The following is a 19499-nucleotide window of genomic DNA, read 5'->3' as shown; positions in this document are numbered from 1 at the left end:
GTTGGTGGTCTCGAAAGCTACGGTGTGGGTGCTGCGCCCACCCGTTCACTTGTTATGACTAGCGCATGGATTCTGCAGCGGAATTCCTCAAATGACTCAGACTGCATCCCCCCGGCGCGCGCTACGCGCCACGACGCCGACGATATTCCGCGCCGATATTCAAGCGCTCCGAGCGATCGCGATCGGCGCTGTTGTTGTCAACCATCTGTGGCCCGAGTGGCTGGGTGGCGGCTTCGTCGGTGTCGATATCTTCTTTGTCATTTCTGGCTTCCTCATTACCGGCCATCTCGCCCGGGAAATTGAAGCGACCGGTCGCGTCGGCCTGGCCCCCTTTTACGCGCGTCGTATTCGCAGGCTCCTGCCCGCGGCAATTCTCGTGCTCATCGTCACGCTGATCGCCGTATGGGTGTTCCTGCCGCCAACCCGCTGGCCAGATAATGCCATTCAAGCCGCCGGAAGCGCGGCGTATGTCGAGAACTGGGTGCTGGCCGCCCTCGCCGTCGACTACATGGCGAGCAACTCTGCAGCCAGTGCGGTGCAGCATTACTGGTCACTTTCAGTCGAAGAACAGTTCTACCTTGTGTGGCCGCTCCTGCTGGTGGGCGGAGCACTTCTGCTCGGCCAGATCGCGCCGCGTCAATCGCTGGCGAAAAAGCTGGCCGTCGTCATCGGCGTGGTGGCGGTGCTGAGCTTTGTGCTGAACATCGTTTACACCGCGTCGAACCCGCAGCAGGCATATTTTGTGACGTTTACTCGCGTCTGGCAGTTCGGCGTCGGCGCCGCCGTTGCGTTGCTGTCGAGCGTTGTGCTGCCGAACAAGATTGCCGCTGCGATGGTGATTCTGGGGTACGGCGGCATCGCGTTCAGCGCCCTCGCGTTTGGTCCGACGACACCGTACCCGGGCTGGGCTGCGCTCGTCCCCACGCTCGCCACCGCTTTCGTCATCTGGGCGGGCAGTGGCGCCCGTTCGCCCATCCCAATCATTGGCGGCCTGGAGTCCCTGCGCCCGGTGCAGTGGATCGGCGACATCTCCTACTCCCTCTATCTGTGGCACTGGCCGATGATCGTCGTCGCGCCCTTCATCATCGGTGACGACCTCGGCCCCCTTGACCGCCTCGCGCTCCTCGCGCTCGCGCTCGTCGTCGCGTGGGCGACACGTCGCCTCGTTGAAGTTCCCGCGCAACGAGCGCGGGTGTGGAAGGCGCCGTGGCGTGCGTTCGTGGGTATGGCCGCGATGATGGCGGTGGTGTGCTCGATGGCGTGGGGGATTGGTCAAGCGGGCCAAGCGCGCATCGATCAGATCGCCCATGACAAAGAAAACACGGTCACATCGGGAATCATGTGCACAGACGGCGTCGCTATTGGTGGCACGGCAGAATGCGATCCCAGCACGCTGGTTCCGAATCCTGTGGCCGATCCGAGCGATGCCTATCACGCTCTGGCCGCCGAATGCGGCGACTACACCGCGACCCTCGCGTTGGATGATCGTCACACGACCCGCGAGTGCGATTTCTCCGGCGGCAGAGACGACGCGCTGAATGTATGGCTCGTCGGAGATTCCCACGCCGAGCAATGGCAGGCCCCTATTTTCGAGCTGGCCCGAGAATCCGGATGGCGGGTCACGATCTCCACGTTCGCCGGTTGTCCGGCGGCCTCAGTGCCATTTATCGGTTTTGGTAACGCCTGGGGTCCCGTTGACTATGAGCGATGCCGCAACTGGGCGACCGGCCTCAGTGACCTACTGCTGAGCACCACGCCCGACATCGTTTTCACATCGATGGCGGCTCGTCAGGCCGTCGTCGACGATGGTTCCGGTTCGTCGAGCAACGAGCTCATGGCCGAGGGGCTGGTTGCGACGTGGGGCTCCTGGGCAGACGCAGGAATCACGGTCGTGCCGATCCGTGACGTGCCCCTCAACGCTCAAGTACGTTCTGCGGACTGCCTCACGTTCAACAGCGATGCGCCGACGGATTGCGGCGTCCCCATCGACCAAGCGCTCCCCGAGGACCCGATTGTTCAAGCAGTCACCGCCCTGGGCGACCGCGTCACATTCGTGGACCTCACCAACCAATTCTGTGATGCGTCCGCATGCTACGCGGCCGTAGGTGGGACACCGGTCTACTTCGACCACGACCACGTCAGCCGGCTGTTCGGAATGAGGCTCGTGGAACCGTTGCGCGATCAGATCGCGTCGGTGTCCACACCGTAGCGGCGGTTTGTGGATGGGCTCCTAGACACTCACTGCTTTGACAGGCTGAGTAAATACGGTCGGATAGACTTGGCAGGTTGTTGTCCCGCGCAGCGCGCCGCTGCCGTCTAAATGAGGCGTGATTAATGGATCTTCTTGTTGTGGGCTCCGGCCTGTTCGGACTTACGATCGCGGAGCGCGCAGCCGAAGCGGGTCGTAAGGTTACTATCATCGATCGTCGCCACCACCTCGGCGGAAACGCATACAGCGAAGCCGAAGCGACCACAGGCATCGAGGTGCACCAATACGGTGCACACTTGTTCCACACGTCGAACGAGACGGTGTGGGAGTACGTGAACCGCTTCACGAAGTTCACGAACTACCAGCACCGTGTGTACTCGACGCACAAGGGCGTCGTGTACCCGCTTCCCATCAACCTGGGAACCATCAACCAGTTCTTCGACTCGGCATACACGCCGGCAGAGGCACGCGCACTGATTGCCGAGCAGGCCGGCGAGTTTGACGCGCATTCGGCAACGAACCTGGAAGAGCGTGGCATCGGCCTGATCGGTCGCCCCCTGTTTGAAGCGTTCATCCGCGATTACACGGCGAAGCAATGGCAGACTGACGCGAAGGAGCTTCCCGCGTCGATCATTAGCCGCCTTCCGGTTCGATACACGTACGACAACCGCTACTTCAACGACACGTATGAGGGTCTGCCGGTCGACGGCTACACCGCGTGGCTCGAGCGCATGGCAGACCACAAGAACATTGAAGTCGCTCTGTCGACCGACTTCTTTGATGAGTCGCAGCCGCTGCACAAGAAGGCCGTCGTCGGGCAGGTTCCGGTCGTGTACACCGGCCCCGTTGACCGTTACTTCGACTATGCAGCCGGTGAGCTGTCGTGGCGCACGATCGACCTGGAAGAAGAAGTCCTCGACATTCAAGACTTCCAGGGCACGAGCGTCATGAACTACCCCGACGCTGACGTTCCGTACACCCGCATTCACGAGTTCAAGCACTTCCACCCGGAGCGCAAAGACATCTTCGCTCAGGACAAGACCGTCATTCACCGCGAGTTCTCGCGCTTCGCGACGCGCGAGGATGAGCCGTACTACCCGGTAAACACCCCCACCGACCGCGAGGGCGTTCTCGCCTACCGCGACCTGGGCCAGGGTGAAAAGGACGTCTACTTCGGCGGCCGCCTCGGCACCTACCAGTACCTCGACATGCACATGGCAATCGGCTCCGCCTTGTCCATGTGGAACAACCAGCTCGCCTAAAGAACACTAAGCTCGTTCAAGGAGTACGTCTCATGGCGGAAACCCCCCGCTACGTCCCTGTAAACCGCGTCGTCTTCCCGACGGAAGGCGTCGCCGAAGTGTCTGCATTGTACGTAGACACCGGAACCGGCGACGGGTCTCAGCCAGGTGCTGACTACGAAATCGTTGGGCGTCGATCCATCCGGATCTACCCACACAAGCGCATCTCGATGTCGACGTACTTCAACGCGTTCCCGGCGGCCTATTGGCAGCGCTGGACGACGGTACGCAACGTACGGTTGTCGATTTCTCTCGAGGGCAAGGGACTTGTCTCGGTTTACAAGTCCAGCGCGCGCGGACGGTCCTCGGCTGTTGCATCAAAGCGTTTTGACTCGGAAACTGTCGAGTTCGAACTCCCCATTACAAGTTTTGTCGATGGGGGTTTCTATTGGTTCGATATTGCCTCCGGTGCGGGCGAGGTTGAACTGTCCAACGCTGAGTGGAGCGTCCTCGCCAGCGATTCTTGGGAGCCAGGCAAGGTAACCGTTGGTATCACGACGTTCAACCGCCAGCGTTATGCGATTAATCAGGTGCGCGCCGTCGGTGCGAACCCGGATGTCGCCGATGTTCTTGACCGCCTCGTAGTCGTGGATCAGGGGACGAATGTCGTCGCCGATGAGGCGGACTTCGCGGAAGTCTCGGCCGCCCTCGGCGACAAGCTGTACTACGTTCAGCAAGCCAATCTCGGTGGCTCAGGCGGATTCTCTCGGGCCATGCTCGAGTCCCTGTCGTCGGCAGAATCCAAGTACGTGCTTCTGCTCGATGACGATGCCATCAGCGAGCCCGAGGCGATCGTGCGTGCCGTGCGATTTGCCGACTTTGCTGTGACGCCGACAATCGTAGGTGGCGGCATGCTACACCTCGACGACCGCTCCGTGCTGTACACGCAGGGCGAAGTATGGGATCAGCGTAAGAGCTGGATGCTTCCCTCGGGCGCCAGCGAGTACGACCAGGACTACGCAGAAGACACACTGCGCGAGACGCCGGAACTTCACCGCTTCCTCGGTGCCGACTTCAACGGATGGTGGATGTGTCTGATTCCAACCCAGATTCTGCGTGAGATCGGTCTGTCGCTACCGGTGTTCTTGAAGTTTGATGACATCGAGTTCTCGCTCCGCGCACGTGACCACGGCTATCCGACGGTTTGCCTGCCCGGCGTTGCTGTGTGGCACATGGCGTGGCACGACAAAGACCCCACCCGTACGTGGGAAGAATACTTCATTCACCGCAACCGTGTGGTGACCGGACTCCTGCACTCGCACGTGAAGCGCGGCGGATATCTCCCGTTGCACTCGTTCCTCGGTGACGTGAAGTTACTCTTCATGCTCCAGTACTCCGCCGTTGAGCTCCGTCATCAGGCTCTGAAAGACGTGTATGCGGGTCCGCGCGCATTGCCGGAGGTGCTCGCGACGAAGCAGAGCGAGATTCGCGAGCTCCGCACTAACTTTGTCGACGCACGCGTCGTCGAAGACCTCGCCTCATTGCCGCCGGTCAAGCGTTCATCGCGCGTCATCCTGGGCGGAGTGAGTCGTCCCTCGAACCCCATCGCCGCACTGATTCTTGCCGGTCGGGTTGGCGTTCGCCAACTCCTCATCAAGGAAGCGAAGGGCTCGAAACGAAACCCTGAACGCGTTATTGCGGCGCAAGACATTACGTGGTGGCGCTTCGCCGACATCGACTCGGCGCTCGTCACCTCACCCGACGGGCTCGGCGTGGCTTGGTACCAGCGAGACCGATCAAAGATGCGTGGCTACCTCTGGTCGAGCGTCAAGCTCAACTTGCGGATGTGGCGAAAGTGGCATGCACTCTCGCATGACTACCGCGATCAGCTGTCGGACATCACCAGTCCAGAAAGCTGGCGTCAGGTCTACGCTGAAGCGGGAACCCCAGTGGTTTAGGGGGAACTGAAATTAGGAACCAGGCGACTGAAAAGAGGCAAGACCGACAACAACCTGCTGTTGAGTCGGTGCTTGATGCTTCCCAAAAACACCGATACGATCTGGACGGGCTGAGAGCGTTTGCGATCGCTCTCGTCGTCGCATACCACGTCTGGGTAGGTCGAGTTTCCGGCGGCGTCGACGTATTCCTTTTGCTTTCCGCGTTTTTCATGACGGGGTCGCTCGTTCGAAAGGCGGAACGCGGCAAGATCGGACTTGGTGCGTACTGGGTCAACAGGTTCTGGCGTCTCGTCCCCGTGGCAGCGCTGACAATTGTCGGTGTGCTTGTCGGCGCATTGCTGTTGTTACCATCGTCGACTTGGCAGCCGATCTGGGACCAGGCTTGGGCGTCGCTGTTCTATTTTCAGAACGTCGAACTCGCATCAAACGCGGTCGACTACTACGCCCGCGGCGTCAACGAAGTCAGCCCGTTGCTTCACTTTTGGTCATTGTCAGTACAAGGCCAGATCTTCATCATCTGGCCACTTCTGCTCCTCGCCTGTTGGGGGATCGCACGCCGCATGAAATGGCGCGTACGATCAGTCGCTCTCGTCGTCTTCTCCGTCGTCTTCGTCGCATCTTTTGCCTATTCGGTCTGGTTTACAGCCACGAACCAAACGACGGCGTACTACAGCACCGCCGCACGTATGTGGGAGTTCGCGATTGGTTCACTCGTCGCGCTGATCCCGTTGCACAGATCATTGCCACGTCCGATCGCTGAACTCCTGGGCTGGGGTGGCGTTACTGCGCTCCTCGTGTGTGGAATGGTTATTGACGTCTCTGGTGGATTCCCGGGATACCTCGCGCTGTGGCCCGTGCTCGCTGCGGTCGCCGTCATCGTCGGTGGAGCAACGCCAGGCACGACGTTTGGCTCGGTCTTGGGCTCACGTTTCATGCGCTGGCTGGGAACCTTTGCCTACCCGCTTTACCTAGTGCACTGGCCGCTACTCGTGTTCTTCATGATTACCACCGAGACAGCTCGGCCCGATCTTCTGCAAGGCGCGGTCATCGTTGGAATCTCCATCGCACTCGCGATCATGATCCGATATTCCGTGGATAAACCGTTGCAGGCGATTCGATTTGAACGGCGCAACGCCTGGGCCGGTGCACTTGCCCTCGTAGCGACGGTCTCGATGGTTGCGGTTCCACTGCTGCAATGGCAAAACCTCGAAGGCCAGCGAGCCGATGCGATCGTCGCGGCAGCAGAGCAAGCAGCGGCCGAAACGCAAGTGAACCTGCGAGCGAGCGAAGGGGCACTAGATAGTGCCACACTGCTCCCAATTGGCTCGCAAATGAACGAGGAATGGGTTGCGCTCAACGAGGCTTGTACGGCTGACTATCGGCCCGCCGGGGCTGACGCTGCCGAGCAATGCTCGCAAACCATCATCAGCGCAGACTCACCCACTCTCGTTATCGTCGGCGATTCCCACGCGCAACAGTGGATGGCAGTCTTTGCGCCGTTGGCGGAAGCCAACGGCTACAACATTGTCGCCCTTCTCCGTGGCGGATGCGCGTTCGCTCTTGATGAGTGGGCTGGCGGAAGTGAAGAGTGCGACCGGTGGCGCCTGCAAGTCATTGATTACATCCAGCAGACGGAACCAGATGTGCTGGTTTCGGTCGGAAGCCGGGCGCAAGCGGCGGATGCCGAAGACCGCCTGCTGGATGGCATTGAGCGTACGCTTGTGCAGGTTGAGGACGCGGTCGGCGACATCATACTCATCCGTGACAACCCGCGCTATATCGACAATATTTTTGATTGCGTGCATCAGAACCTCGCGGATGGGTTGGCCTGTGCTGCCCCGCTTGACGAGAAACTCGCAGACTCAAACCCACTCGAAGACCTTGCCGCAGACAACGTCCACATCATCGATATGACAGATCAGTTCTGCCCGGAGGGTATCTGCCGCGCAGTCATCGGCAACGTGATTCTCTACATGGATGACAACCACATCACCAAGACCTTCATGCAGCAGCTCGTCAATCCGGTCGCTTTGGCGCTTGAGGAGAGCGGATTCCGTTGGTGAATCCAAACGCCAGTAACCACCGTGCCCTGTCAGGCCGTACCAACGTGACACCCCTAGACTCGACATTGTGACCGCACCATCCGATCGCTCCCGAACGCCGGCGCGGCGATATCTCCACGCACTTCGGTTGCTGTCTGCCCGTGACCTTAAGGTGCGGTACGCCACGAGCTTGCTCGGGTACTTCTGGAGTGTTCTTGACCCGCTCGTGATGGCGGTCATCTACTGGTTTATCTTCACCCAGGTTTTCCAGCGTGAAAACGTGGGGGCGGAACCATATATCGTCTTCCTCGTCGCAGGACTGTTGCCGTGGGTTTGGTTCAATCTCTGCGTCAGCGACTTCACCCGGGCGTTCCGCAAAGACGCGAAGCTGGTGCGCTCCACCAACATTCCGCGCTCTATCTGGATCGCCCGCATCATCGTGAGCAAAGGCACTGAATTTCTGCTCGCGCTTCCGGTGCTCGCACTGTTCGCGATCTTTGCCGGCGCGACGGTGGGATGGGGCCTTCTCCTCCTCCCTCTTGCCGTTGTTCTGCAGGCACTTCTTCTCCTCGGCCTTGGCCTGCTGATCGCACCGCTGTGTGTGCTGTACAGCGACCTGGAGCGCACCACAAAGCTCGTGTTGCGCGCCCTCTTCTACGCGTCACCCGTCATCTATGGCATCAACGATCTGCCGCAGCCCTTCGACCAGATTGCCGCATTCAACCCGCTTGCCGGAATCTTCACGCTGTACCGCATGGCGTTCTTCCCGGAAGAATTCGACCTGTTCAGCGTCGTGGTGAGCGTGATCATCACGCTCACCCTGCTGGTGGTCGGTATCGTGACATTCCGAGGCCTTGAGCGCACCGTGCTGAAGGAGCTGTAATGACCGACCCCACCAGCATCACCACCTCCGCGATGACGATCACCGACCTTGGCGTGAGCTTCCGTCGCAACCGGCGCGGCCGCCCGAGCCTGAAAGACTTGTTCGGTGGCGCCAAGCGTCGCAGCAAGCCGGGCCAGTTCTGGCCCCTGCGCCATGTGTCGTTTTCCGTGAACTATGGCGAAGCCATCGGCGTCGTGGGCCGCAACGGGCAGGGAAAGTCGACGCTCCTGAAACTCGTCGCCGGCGTTCTGCTGCCTGACGAAGGCACCGTCGAAGTCCACGGCGGCGTCGCACCCCTCATCGAACTCACCGGCGGTTTTGCCGCCGACCTCACGGTGCGCGAAAACGTGCGCCTCATCGCCGGCCTCCACGGCATGAGCCGCGCTGAAATCGACGCGCGCTTCGATGACATCATCGCGTTTGCCGAAATCGGTGACTTCCTCGAGACGCCGTACAAGCACCTCTCCAGTGGCATGAAGGTGCGTCTCGCGTTCTCCGTCGTCTCGCAACTCGATGAGCCGATCCTGCTCGTTGACGAGGTGCTCGCGGTCGGCGACAAAGCCTTCCGAGACAAGTGCTACAAGCGCATCGACGAGCTGCTCTCCGAAGGGCGTACTCTGTTTTTCGTCAGCCACAACGAGCGAGACTTGCGCCGCTTTTGCACGCGTGGGTTGTATCTCAACAAAGGCAAACTCGTGCTCGATGCCCCGATCGGGGATGTGCTCGACCGCTACAACGCCGATCACAACGCGGGAACAGCAAAGGCCTGAAACCGCGCCCGCCAGTCGCCACGCAAGCTCTCCACAGGAGAGCACCGGTCATAGGCGGAACCGTGCGCTTAGTTGTGGGAGGCGGCGCTCTTAGCTGTACTGACCTGGATCGTTGTTGACGTAGGAGAGACCTCCGTAGTCGAGTTGGAGCTGTCTAGTTCTTCAGCTCGAGTCCACGGAGGTCTCTCGTGTCCCACGCTAATGCCCGGCTGGCTCCGGCCGGCAGGTTGATCATGATCCAGCGCATCCAGTCGGGGCGTGCGGTCGCGCACGTAGCCGCAGAGATGGGGATCTCGCGCACAACGGCATGGCGGTGGTGGCGTCGGTTCCGAGAATCGGGCGTCGCGGGGCTGCAGGACCGATCCAGTGTCGCTCACGCGCACCCGCAGCGCACCGGCCCATGCAATGAGACGAGGGTGCGGATCATGCGGGAGCTGACCCGCCGCGGCCCGGTCTTCATTGGCGCCCGTCTCGGGATGCACGCGTCCGTGGTCGGGCGGGTGTTACGTCGCCATTGTGTTCCGCTGTTGCGGGATCTCGACCCGGTCACCGGCGCGGTGATCAAGGCATCGCGTCGGTCCGCGAACCGCTACGAGCACGCCCACCCCGGGTCGCTGATCCACGTCGACGTCAAGAAGCTCGGTCGTGTCCCTGACGGCGGCGGCTGGCGCGCTCATGGCCGCAGCGAGAAGGTTCGTGGCCGCGGCATCGGCTACGACTATGTGCACGCCGCGATCGATGATCATTCCCGCGTCGCCTTCCTGGAGATCCATGCGGACGAACGCGGAACGACATGCGCGGGATTCCTCGAGCGCGCAATCGCGTTCTACGCGGGCTTGGGCGTCCGCGTCGAGCGCGTCATCACCGACAACGCATTCGCATACCGGAAATCAGCGGCCTTCCGGAAAGTGTTCACCGACCACGGCATCTCGCAGAAGTTCATCAAACCGCACTGCCCCTGGACCAACGGGAAGATCGAAAGACTAAACCGCACCCTCGCTACCGAATGGGCCTACTCCCGCCCGTTCGCCTCGAACAACGACCGCGCAGCCGCCTTGCCAGCCTGGCTCGATTACTACAACCTAGACAGAGCCCACCTCGGCATCGGAGGCAAGACCCCCATCGACCGAATCAACAACGGTCGAGGTCAGTACACTTAGCTCGCAAGACTGACGAGTGACTCCAGGTCGCGCCGTGCCGAATCAAGCGCGGTCGTGGTGCGGTCAAGATCGGAGTTACCGAGTGCCTGGCTCAGGTTGTCGATAGCGCCCGCGTACGTCTGTACCGCGCCATTCCACGTCTCCGGGTCGCTCGGCTTTGCGTTGTCGAACAGGCGCTGCACGTCGTGCTGCAGCTGCGTGATGACATCCTGCGTGCCGTCAAACGAACCACCGGCGACACTCTCGGAGATGATGTCGAGACCCGTCGCGGCGTCAGTCAGGTAGGGGGAGACCGCAGCACGGAAGTCAGTGTCATCCGGTACCGGGTCACCGGTGGGCGTAGCCGTCGGGGTGGGCTCAAGGGTGGCGCTCGGCGTAGCCATCGCCGTTGGCGTCGCGGAGGGCGACGGGGTCGCCGTCGAGGTGGCCGACGCGCTCGTGTTGGGTTCTGGCTTGCCCTCACCCTGGAAGGGCGGGTTCATGGCAAGCACAACCGCACCGCTAGCGATCAGCAGCGCGATAACGCCAATGGCGACCAACAGGCCGATGCGACCAGAATTTCCTGCGCGAGGTGACACGAGGCTCCTTACTTAGCGTCTGCGGTGAGCGGGGCGAGCGGGGGCATCGGCGTCCAGCTGGAGTCGCGAGAAATCTTGCGACCGTCACGAACTCCGCGCCACAGGTTGCTGGTTCCGCGTACCTTGCGCTCCACAACCGTGAGGCGGATCAGCTCCTTCGCAAACGTCAGGAAAGAACCGAAAGCAAAGGCCACCGGCCGGTACGTGCCGTGCTGCTTGTAGTAGTGACGCATAAACGCACGGTTGCGCATGATGTAGTAGCGGTACGCGTCGCTCGACGCGTTGAGGTGGCGCAGGCCCATGTCCCACTGCTTGATCTCACGCGTACGGCGCAGCACGAAGTCATTAACGATAACGGCGGTCGTCTTCAGCGACGCGAGCCAGCCGTACACAGTGTCATCCCAGTAGATGAAGAAGCGCGGGTCGGGCAGACCGATCTGCTGCACGATGTCGCGGTGAATGAACATGCCCTCGAAACAGCCCGAGTTCATTTCTTTATAGCCGGAACCATCAAAAGCGGCGGGAGCGAAGGGGATCGGAATACCCATTGACGGGGAGACACGGTACTGCCAGTAGAACTCGCTGCCGTCGTAGTCGTAGCGGCGGCCCTGAATGCTCTTGAATCGGGGAGCCCACTTGCCCATTTTGGCGAGGCCATCGTCGACGAGTTCGACATCGTCGTCCATCATCCAGATCCACTCAGAACCGAGCTCATACGCGACGCGCATGCCTTCGCTGAAGCCACCGGAACCACCCGTGTTCGTCTCCATGCGCTGGTACACCAGCGTGGTTCCGAGCCTTTCGCGGTAACTCTCCACCAGCTCAGTGGTGTTGTCGGTCGACGCGTTGTCGATGACAACAACGTGGCCAGGCTTTGGATCCATCGCGATGACGGAGTCGAGAAGACGCGTCAGCAGGTGCGAGCGGTTGTACGTGACGACAACGATCGTTGCCGACGCCGGTTCGAATGCAGCAGACATGATTCCCAGGGGATGGAGGGGAGAGGAACGCCTTCGAGCCTACCCTGGCTGGTTGGGTGGACTCTGAGGGCGCGGCGCATCCAACAGTTCTCGCCACGACTTCACTTGGCCGGCGCGCGTGGCGCACAGCACGAACAGCATGAAGCCGATGCTCGAGAGCACCGTGCTCTCCAGCATCGAATTGGCGAGGAGCGTAATCAGCACGAGCGGGGTCCACGCGTACAGGATCGATTTGCGTTGCGTCGCGATGAGCCAGCTTCGAGTGAGGGCGAGGCCCGCGGCGAACAGGAACAGCACGAGGCCCACGATGCCGAGCTGTATGAGAACGTCAAAGAACGCGTTCAGGGCGCTGAGGTGAATGTCGCCGCCGGAGCGATCATTGATGGACCAGAACGGAAATTCGTTGGGCGCCCACGGGCCAAAATAGCCCCAGCCTTGCCACGGGCGCAGGCGGCTGTAGTCAAGGAGCGCGTTCCACAGGTCTGCGCGCATGGCAATGTCGGTGCCCGCGCCCAGCCAACGAATGATCTGATGGCGGAAGATGAGGCCGACGGTGATCGCGCCGACCGCGAGGCTCGCCAGCGTGATTTGCACGGCCGTGCGGCGCTCGGGTGAAGTTGCACGCACGATGGCGAGGGCGATGGCACTGACGGCGACCACGCCGACCAATACGATCGCGGTGGGGGAGAGCGACAGGCCGATCAGCGCGAGTGCCATCGCGATGCTGACAATTGCGCGCGGCTTCTCGACCGACTGCGTCTGCATTTCGACGACGAATGTCACGAGGGCGATCACGCTCACCAGGCCCAGCATGTTGCGGGTCTCAAAAATACCCTGTACCGGGCCACCAGCGGTGAGGTTGCCCAGCACGCCAAGGAAGGCAAACGGGGTGTCAAAAATCACGCCGCTGAGCAGTTCGACGACGATTGACAGCGCCAGAAGCACGCGCAAGACGTCGCCGATCGCGCGCACCGTCTGGAGTGAGTCGCGAGTGTGTGCGATCACAATGGCGAGGAAGGCGTAACCGGCGGCGCCCCACATGCCGAGCCACGTCCACCGCTGATCTGATGTCCACGCGAATGACAAGAATGTCCAGAGCAAGATCAGGGCGATGCTCGAGGGGATGAACCGAATCCACGTGAGTTCTGCCCGCCGCACGAAGAGCACGGCGGCACCGATGATGACGAGCCCCACCATGATGGTGGTGAGGACGGCGGAGCCGACCAGGTTTTCAATCAGGGGGCCCGCGAAGGCCGTCGTGAACGCCGTTAGCGCGTAGGCACGGGCGAAAGCCGCCGAGTCCAGCGTTTCTGCGACGGTACGAGCGACACTCATCGGTGTGTGAGGTGTCGGCGGGTTGGGGGCGCGTCACCGAGCTCGAGTGCCGCCGATTGCTCAGCGGTGCCCACGCCCACAATGGGTGCCGACTTGATCTTGAAGCTCAGCATCACGATCATGAGCCACCCCCACAGCATGAGCGGGGCCGACTCCGTGATGCCCTGCACGAGCAGGAGCGCAACCATGAGCACGGGGAAGATGCTGATGACGGCGAACGGCCGCTTCGCGTCGAGATCCCAGCGGGGGCGGTCGACGGCGAAGAACCAGGCGCGCCAAATGAGGGCGAGCAGTGCCACGATCAAGATCGCGCAACCGATCCAGCCCAACTGGTAGATGACGTCAATCCACATGTTGTGGGCCTGCATCACGACCTGCCCGTGGTCAACGAGCCCGGCCGAGATTTCAGTGTCGAAGGGCGGCCAGGGGCTCGCGTGCCCCCAACCGACGACGGGGCGCTGGGCGATCCGCTCACCGATCGCGGCCCAGATGTCTGCGCGGCCGGTGAGGTTGTCACTACGCCCGAGAAGCCCGAAGACGGTGTCACGGAACACCAGCAGCAAAAGTGCTGCAGTGGAACCAACACCTGCGAAGACAAAGTAGGCAAGCGACCGCTGTGAGGGCTTGGTCGTACGTCGCATGACCAGAACGCACACCAGAACGGCAACCATGCCAGCAGCACACATGAACACCGTGGCGGAGCCGGCGCGGTACATCAGGTAGGCGGCGACAATGATCCACGCGATTTGCCAGCTGCGACGCGGAGCATTCGACAACACGCGGATCGTGAAGACCACAATCGCGATGAGGCACAGAATGCCGAGCAGGTTGGCGTTGCCCAGGATGCCCTGAATGCGACCGTCAAAGTCAAACAGGTTGTTGCGCGACCAGTACCACTGTGGGTCGACCTTGCCTTCGGGCGGTTCGACGAAGAACGGGAAGACCGGGTGCTGGATCACGAGAGAGACGAAGAGCTCGAAGACCAGTGACAGGCCCACAACCCACTTCAGGGCCGACGCAATAACGCGCATGAGCTCGCGCCAACTCAATACGTGCACCAAGAACAGTGCGTGCAGCGTGACGATGAGGAGCCCGGTAACGGTCAGCGCGCTTGACCCCGGCCACGCCGACCACGTGATGGAAATCGTTGCCCACAGCACGAAGCCCAGCGCTGTCCACGGCAATCGTCGCCAAGGGAACGGGTTGGTCTTGTGCTGCGCGACGAGGAGCGGGATCCACCACCCCAGCGTGCCCAACGTCATGAGAATGACGACACCAGCCGCCCCCATGGTTCCGAGCAGGTGATTCCAGAATGGCAGCGCAAAGAACGTGAAGAGCACGAAGATCGCGTGCGCTCGCAGTAATAGTCGGCGCGTCGATTCGCGCAGGGGCGCCTGGGGAGGGGCTCCTACGGGGTGACGCGAGATCGTGGCCATGATCAAACAATCTATCGTTCAGGCATCGAAGTTCGGTGAGGGAACAGCCGAACGCGCCCGGAGTTCCGCGGGAGTTTTGTATGTTTTGCCCGCGACACGCCGCGTTTTCCACATGAAGGTTAAAGAACTGGTTGAGGGTTTACTATCTGCGACTTGACCCACACGAATGACACGGGTGTAATTAGGTAGGGCACGGCATCCTGTGTCCGGGGGAAAAGAAAGGGAGAGCACATGACGGCTTACCGTTCAGGCGTTCCCGACAACTGGTTCGTTGACCCGGTTCACCTCGGTGTTCCGGGCGTTCGCAAACCATCCGAAGACGACGATAACGCTCTCGCTTGGCAAACGGATGCGCTGTGTGCGCAGACCGACCCCGAGGGATTCTTCCCGGAGAAGGGCGGATCCACGCGTGACGCGAAGCGTATCTGCTCGACGTGCGATGTGCGCTCCGAATGCCTCGAGTACGCCCTTCAGAACGACGAGCGATTCGGAATCTGGGGCGGCTTGAGCGAGCGCGAACGTCGAAAGCTCAAGCGCCGAGCAGTCTGAGTTTGCGGCGCTCGCTCCGGCGTGTCCGGCGCGTGCGCCGCTCTCATTCGCGATTCCTGCTTAGGCTGGCACTGCTATGCCCGCCCCCATTCACGCCGTTCTCGTTGTCCGTGCCGACACCCGCACCGAGACTCTCGCGCACCTGAAAGAAACGCTCGCGGCAATTGCCGAGCAAACCCAGCCGGTTGACGCGCTCACCGTCGTGCAGTGTGGCTCGCACACAGACATCACCGCGGTGCTCAACGCCTCTGGTGCGGAAAGCATCATCGCTGCCCCCGCAACGACCGGATTCGCTGCCGCGATCGGCCTCGCTTCGCGCCGCATTGCCGAGGGTCGCGCCCTGTGGCTACTCGCGCAAGACACGGTTCCGGCGCCCGACGCGCTGCAGCATCTCGCCGCGCGTCTCGAGACTTCGCTTTCGGTCGCCGTCGTTGCACCGAAACTGGTGCGCGCCAATGAGCCCGCGATCATTGAATCGGTCGGCGTCTCGATGACCGAGTACGGTCGTGCCGTGGTGATCGGTGTTGGCCAGATCGACCAGGGCCAACACGACGGCACGGAAGACCTCCTTGGCGCCGATATTCGCGGCATGCTGATTCGCGCCGATGAGGTCAAAGATCTCCTCCCAGACCCCGCACTCGCGGGCGGCGATGAGGGCCTCGATATTGGTGTTCGTGCGCGCCTGCGAAAGCACCGCGTCGATTTAGCGCCGCCGGCTGTCGTCGCGGTCTACGGTGACGGTGTTGCGGGGCTCCCTGCACCGCGCAAGGCACGCGACCGCCGTCGCATTCACTACGTCACACGCGTGGCGCAGTTGCACCGTCGCCTCACGTACGCACCCGCGTGGGCCGTCGTGCTGCACATGCTGAGTTTTCCGTTCCTGGCGCTCGGTCGCACGTTCCAGCACCTGTTGAACAAGCAACCCGACCGGGTGATCCCGGAGTGGGGCGGCACCTTGGCGGCCGGGCTGCGGTGGGGTGCGATTGCGCGCTCGCGTCGTGCGCTTGCCGGCACGCGTGCTGGCTTTAAGCGCGTCGCGCCGTTGCGACTGACGCCACGCCAGGTGAAGGCCGCAGAACGCCAAGAGGCAACCGAAGACAACACCACGGTCAAAGGCGACCTCCGCTTTTTCTCCGGTGGTGGCGCGTGGGTTGCGCTCGGCGCACTCGTCGTTTCCATCGTTCTCTTTCCCGCGCTGTTGGCCTGGCCGACGATCGCGGGTGGCGCCCTGTTGCCGCTGCGTGACACCGTCACTCAGCTGTGGGCTGACACGCAGTTTGGTTACGCCGGCGTCGGACTCGACGGCCCCGGCCCCGCAGACCCCTTCGCGACGGTGGTGGCCCTCATCGGCAGCCTGTGGCCGGCCGCACCGGGTGTGACATTTGTTGCTCTCTGGGTGCTTGCGCTTCCACTCGCGGTCATCGGCGGTTGGTTTGCCGCAACGCGTGTGACCGAGCGCTCGGGCCTGCGCATCGTCGGTGCACTCGCCTGGGCGCTGTCACCGGTCTTCCTCTCCGCACTCATGACGCCCCGCCCCACGGCGGTGCTCGTGCACCTGCTGTTGCCCTGGCTCGCGTACGCTCTGATGGCTGCCCACCGCTCCTGGGGAGCGGCCGGAGCGGCATCTCTAATTCTCGCCGCGATCGCGGCGTGCTCGCCATCGCTTGGGCTTTTCCTCGTTGTCGCGGCGGTTGTCGCGGCCGTTGTCTTTACAAGCTTCGGCTGGGTGCGCAGCGCCGTACGCTTCCTCTGGGTCATCGTGCCCACCCTGGTGTGGTTTGTGCCCCTCGCGTGGCGCAACTGGACCCTGGGTAACCCGCTCGCCACGATCGTCGACCCGGGGCCCGTCTTCGGCGGCGACCGTGCCGACAGCTCCTGGCTGGGGAGTCTGTTGTTGGCGGCCGGATTCCCCGATGCTGATCCCGCGGGTTGGGCGCGTTTTCTGCAGACGTGGGGCCTCGAATCGTGGGCTCCGTTTGCCGCGCTTCTCGTGGTTCCGGTTCTCGTCCTTGCTGTTGTCGCACCGTTCTTGGCCCGGTGGCGAGTCGGCTCGGCCCTCGTGCTCGTGGCGGCCGGCGCTACCGCAGCTGCCTTGATCGTTTCTCGTATTGCGCTGTCGTTCCACGACGCTGAAGCCGTGGCCATCTGGCCCGGCGCGTTGCTGTCGGCTGCGTGGCTGAGCCTGGTTCTTGCCGCGCTGGTGACGCTTGACAGCGCCCGCATGAAGCGTGGTGTGACCTCAACCATTGCGACAATCACAACGATCTTGATCGCCGTCGCCGCGGTTCCGCTGCTGACGGCACCGGCTCGTGGCGAGGCCGCGTTGACGCCGGGGCGCGACACGACGCTGCCCGCGTTTGTCGCCGCTGAGGCCCGCGAAAACCCGGACCTCGGAACGCTCGTGTTGGTTCCGCAGGGTGACGGATCATTCCTGACCCGCGTGGTGTGGGGAGGAACCAATGCCCTCGGCGCGCAATCAACGCTTGTGAATACGCGCACGACGGTGACCGAGGCCGACGAGGCGTTGGCCACCGAAGTTGCCGCACTCGTGACCCCGGGTGCCGGAACCTCGGCTGACGCCGTTGGTGAGCTCGGTATGCAGTATGTGCTGGTGGCGCTCACCACGGACGAACCGCGAGCGCAGGCAGCACGTGAGTCGGCGATTGCTTCGCTCAACGTGCTGTCTGGCCTCACGCGGGTGGGGGAGACCGGTAAGGGTGCGCTGTGGCGCTACGACGGTGAGCCTGCACCGCGAGCCGAATTCACCGCCGCTGACACACAGTACGTGCGCACGATGGCGATTGCCGCGGGCATCGTCACGTTGATCGCGCTGTTGCTGGCCATTCCGACGCCCACGTCGGTGCGCGCTTCACGCCGCAAGCCACGTATCGTTGACGCGCGCGGAGAGGAGCACCTATGAGCACGCAGCGCACGAGCGCACTCCACCTGAGCGCCCGGCTTGTCGGCGGCCTGCTAATTGTCGCGGGCGCAACTGTCGGCGTCGCCGCCGCCGTGCTGGTTCCGGTCGGTGCCACCGAGGCGAGTAGGCCAGCCGTCACCGCGCAACCGGCCGCCGGTACAACGCTCCTGGGATGCTCCGGACCACTGCTCGCGCTCGGGCGCGACGCCACTGACGCGCAGTCGTTGTCGATCGCGGAGACGGTCGCTTTTGTCACGACTGAGAATGTCGGGCTGCGCGAGGAGACCGTCGCTGTCACGAACGTTCCTGACGTCACCTCGACCATGTTTGCTATCGATCCGGTCGATGGCGAGCGGGTTGCGGCAGCAGCGGCGGGCTCCGTCACAATCGCTACGCCAGATCTCACCGGCTTTGCCGCGTACGGTTGCCAGCCTGCGAGCATGCAGTCCTGGCTCGTGGGCGCGGATACGACGACCGGAACCACGGGGATCGTCACGCTGACAAACCCGGGTGAAGTGACGGCGACGGTTGACATCACGGTTTACGGCGTCGCTGGCCCACAAACGGTGCCGGGTTCGACGGGCATTGTCGTGGCGGCGAAGTCGACGGTCGCTGTCGATGTCGCGGCGTTTGCTGGCGACGAACTGGGGCCGGTACTGCGCATCGACGCGCACGATACCCCCGTGCTGGCCAACCTGCAGTCGGGCCTCGTGCGCACCCTGTCGACGGGCGGTATCGACGTGCAGAGTGCGGTTGCCCGTGCCGAAACCCTGCAGGTTGTGCCGGGCATCGTGGTGTCAGATGCTGGTGCCGGAGTAATGGAATTTCAGCACGCGCGCCTGTTGTCGCCCACGGAGAGGACGACGGCGACGGTATCTTTCCGTGCGGTGGGTGCGTCAACCGACGCGTACCTGACGACGATGGCGCTTGAGGGCGGAATTCCTGCCGACGTCGAGGTGCCGCCACTACCCGCGGGCACGTACGTCATGACCGTCACTGCGCTACACCCGGTTGTCGCCGGTGTTTGGTCGACGACGGGCTTTGAAGCCGGCGCTGACTTTGCCTGGGCCACGGCAGCTCCCGCGCTGAGCGCTGGTGATACGCCGTTCGCGGTTTCCGATGGCGCGACGCCCTCTCTGACGCTCGCGAACTCCGGCGACGCCGAAGCCACGGTGCGTGTGGATTCGCCAGCAGGCGATATGGCGTACACGATCGCAGTGGGCACATCGATGACGGTGGCCGTGAACCCTGCGACCAACGGCACGATCACCGTTGACGAGGGCACGGTCCACGCCGCGATCAGCTACGCCGGAGACAACGCCATCGCAACCTATCCGGTGTGGCCTGCTGACGCTGCGGCCCAGCCGGTCGTCGTGCGGCACTAGGCGCGAGAGCTACCGGCGATGGCACGTTGGGTCTCGCTTGCTCGCGGGGCGGG

At 62.6% G+C, this 19499-nt stretch carries 14 protein-coding genes; 10 read left to right on the top strand and 4 right to left on the bottom strand.

The window, feature by feature from the left end; all coding sequences use genetic code 11:
* The first annotated feature begins 91 nt into the window (after nt 1–91).
* From ACQUSY_RS07675 to ACQUSY_RS07645, 7 genes are all read left to right on the top strand, one after another.
* Nucleotides 92–2209, top strand: coding sequence for an acyltransferase family protein (locus ACQUSY_RS07675; RefSeq protein ID WP_428903897.1), 2118 nt, complete (start codon nt 92–94; stop codon nt 2207–2209).
* Nucleotides 2210–2334: 125 nt separating this feature from the next.
* The gene (gene glf, locus ACQUSY_RS07670) at nt 2335–3471 is read left to right on the top strand and encodes a UDP-galactopyranose mutase (RefSeq protein ID WP_428903896.1); all 1137 of its coding nucleotides are present in this window, start codon (nt 2335–2337) and stop codon (nt 3469–3471) included.
* A gap of 32 nt (nt 3472–3503) precedes the next feature.
* Nucleotides 3504–5408: a glycosyltransferase gene (locus ACQUSY_RS07665; protein WP_428903895.1), complete on the top strand. Its 1905-nt coding sequence runs from the start codon at nt 3504–3506 to the stop codon at nt 5406–5408.
* Between the two features lie 68 nt (nt 5409–5476).
* Nucleotides 5477–7471 carry an acyltransferase family protein gene (locus tag ACQUSY_RS07660; protein WP_428903894.1) on the top strand — a complete coding sequence of 665 codons (1995 nt, stop codon included), beginning with the start codon at nt 5477–5479 and terminating at the stop codon, nt 7469–7471.
* 64 nt (nt 7472–7535) lie between these two features.
* Nucleotides 7536–8333: an ABC transporter permease gene (locus ACQUSY_RS07655; protein ID WP_428903928.1), complete on the top strand. Its 798-nt coding sequence runs from the start codon at nt 7536–7538 to the stop codon at nt 8331–8333.
* Nucleotides 8333–9103 (top strand): ABC transporter ATP-binding protein, encoded by a 771-nt coding sequence (locus ACQUSY_RS07650; protein ID WP_428903893.1) that lies wholly within the window; start codon nt 8333–8335, stop codon nt 9101–9103. The genes ACQUSY_RS07655 and ACQUSY_RS07650 overlap by 1 nt, the downstream gene beginning before the upstream one ends.
* A gap of 188 nt (nt 9104–9291) precedes the next feature.
* Nucleotides 9292–10263, top strand: coding sequence for an IS481 family transposase (locus ACQUSY_RS07645; RefSeq protein ID WP_428903892.1), 972 nt, complete (start codon nt 9292–9294; stop codon nt 10261–10263).
* Here the strand turns inward: ACQUSY_RS07645 and ACQUSY_RS07640 are convergent.
* From ACQUSY_RS07640 to ACQUSY_RS07625, 4 genes are read right to left on the bottom strand one after another with little or no spacing between them, the layout of a single operon-like run.
* Nucleotides 10260–10841, bottom strand: coding sequence for a hypothetical protein (locus ACQUSY_RS07640; RefSeq protein WP_428903891.1), 582 nt, complete (start codon nt 10839–10841; stop codon nt 10260–10262). The genes ACQUSY_RS07645 and ACQUSY_RS07640 overlap by 4 nt on opposite strands.
* Nucleotides 10842–10849: 8 nt before the next feature.
* On the bottom strand, nt 10850–11821 hold the full coding sequence (locus ACQUSY_RS07635; RefSeq protein ID WP_428903890.1) for a glycosyltransferase family 2 protein: 972 nt from the start codon (nt 11819–11821) through the stop codon (nt 10850–10852).
* 39 nt (nt 11822–11860) lie between these two features.
* Nucleotides 11861–13156: an O-antigen ligase family protein gene (locus ACQUSY_RS07630; RefSeq protein WP_428903889.1), complete on the bottom strand. Its 1296-nt coding sequence runs from the start codon at nt 13154–13156 to the stop codon at nt 11861–11863.
* Nucleotides 13153–14592: an O-antigen ligase family protein gene (locus ACQUSY_RS07625; RefSeq protein WP_428903888.1), complete on the bottom strand. Its 1440-nt coding sequence runs from the start codon at nt 14590–14592 to the stop codon at nt 13153–13155. Before ACQUSY_RS07625 ends, ACQUSY_RS07630 begins: the two co-directional genes overlap by 4 nt.
* A 231-nt stretch (nt 14593–14823) precedes the next feature.
* On the opposite strand from ACQUSY_RS07625, the gene ACQUSY_RS07620 reads away from it, so the two are divergent.
* From ACQUSY_RS07620 to ACQUSY_RS07610, 3 genes are all read left to right on the top strand, one after another.
* Entirely contained in the window at nt 14824–15141 is a 318-nt protein-coding gene (locus tag ACQUSY_RS07620; protein ID WP_428903887.1) for a WhiB family transcriptional regulator, read from the top strand.
* 76 nt (nt 15142–15217) lie between these two features.
* Nucleotides 15218–18061, top strand: coding sequence for a glycosyltransferase (locus ACQUSY_RS07615; RefSeq protein ID WP_428903886.1), 2844 nt, complete (start codon nt 15218–15220; stop codon nt 18059–18061).
* On the top strand, nt 18058–19446 hold the full coding sequence (locus ACQUSY_RS07610) for a DUF5719 family protein (protein WP_428903885.1): 1389 nt from the start codon (nt 18058–18060) through the stop codon (nt 19444–19446). The genes ACQUSY_RS07615 and ACQUSY_RS07610 overlap by 4 nt, the downstream gene beginning before the upstream one ends.
* Nucleotides 19447–19499 lie beyond the last annotated feature (53 nt).

The sequence above is a fragment of the Microbacterium daqui genome (assembly GCF_050408675.1).
GTDB lineage: Bacteria > Actinomycetota > Actinomycetes > Actinomycetales > Microbacteriaceae > Microbacterium.
This window is presented reverse-complemented; position numbering and strand designations above follow the sequence as displayed.

Coding starts and splice junctions, on each gene's coding strand:
- glf (WP_428903896.1), top strand. CDS start 2,335: ATGGATCTTCTTGTTGTGGGCTCCGGCCTGTTCGGACTTACGATCGCG.
- ACQUSY_RS07675 (WP_428903897.1), top strand. CDS start 92: ATGACTCAGACTGCATCCCCCCGGCGCGCGCTACGCGCCACGACGCCG.
- ACQUSY_RS07625 (WP_428903888.1), bottom strand. CDS start 14,592: ATGGCCACGATCTCGCGTCACCCCGTAGGAGCCCCTCCCCAGGCGCCC.
- ACQUSY_RS07615 (WP_428903886.1), top strand. CDS start 15,218: ATGCCCGCCCCCATTCACGCCGTTCTCGTTGTCCGTGCCGACACCCGC.
- ACQUSY_RS07630 (WP_428903889.1), bottom strand. CDS start 13,156: ATGAGTGTCGCTCGTACCGTCGCAGAAACGCTGGACTCGGCGGCTTTC.
- ACQUSY_RS07620 (WP_428903887.1), top strand. CDS start 14,824: ATGACGGCTTACCGTTCAGGCGTTCCCGACAACTGGTTCGTTGACCCG.
- ACQUSY_RS07650 (WP_428903893.1), top strand. CDS start 8,333: ATGACCGACCCCACCAGCATCACCACCTCCGCGATGACGATCACCGAC.
- ACQUSY_RS07610 (WP_428903885.1), top strand. CDS start 18,058: ATGAGCACGCAGCGCACGAGCGCACTCCACCTGAGCGCCCGGCTTGTC.
- ACQUSY_RS07665 (WP_428903895.1), top strand. CDS start 3,504: ATGGCGGAAACCCCCCGCTACGTCCCTGTAAACCGCGTCGTCTTCCCG.
- ACQUSY_RS07635 (WP_428903890.1), bottom strand. CDS start 11,821: ATGTCTGCTGCATTCGAACCGGCGTCGGCAACGATCGTTGTCGTCACG.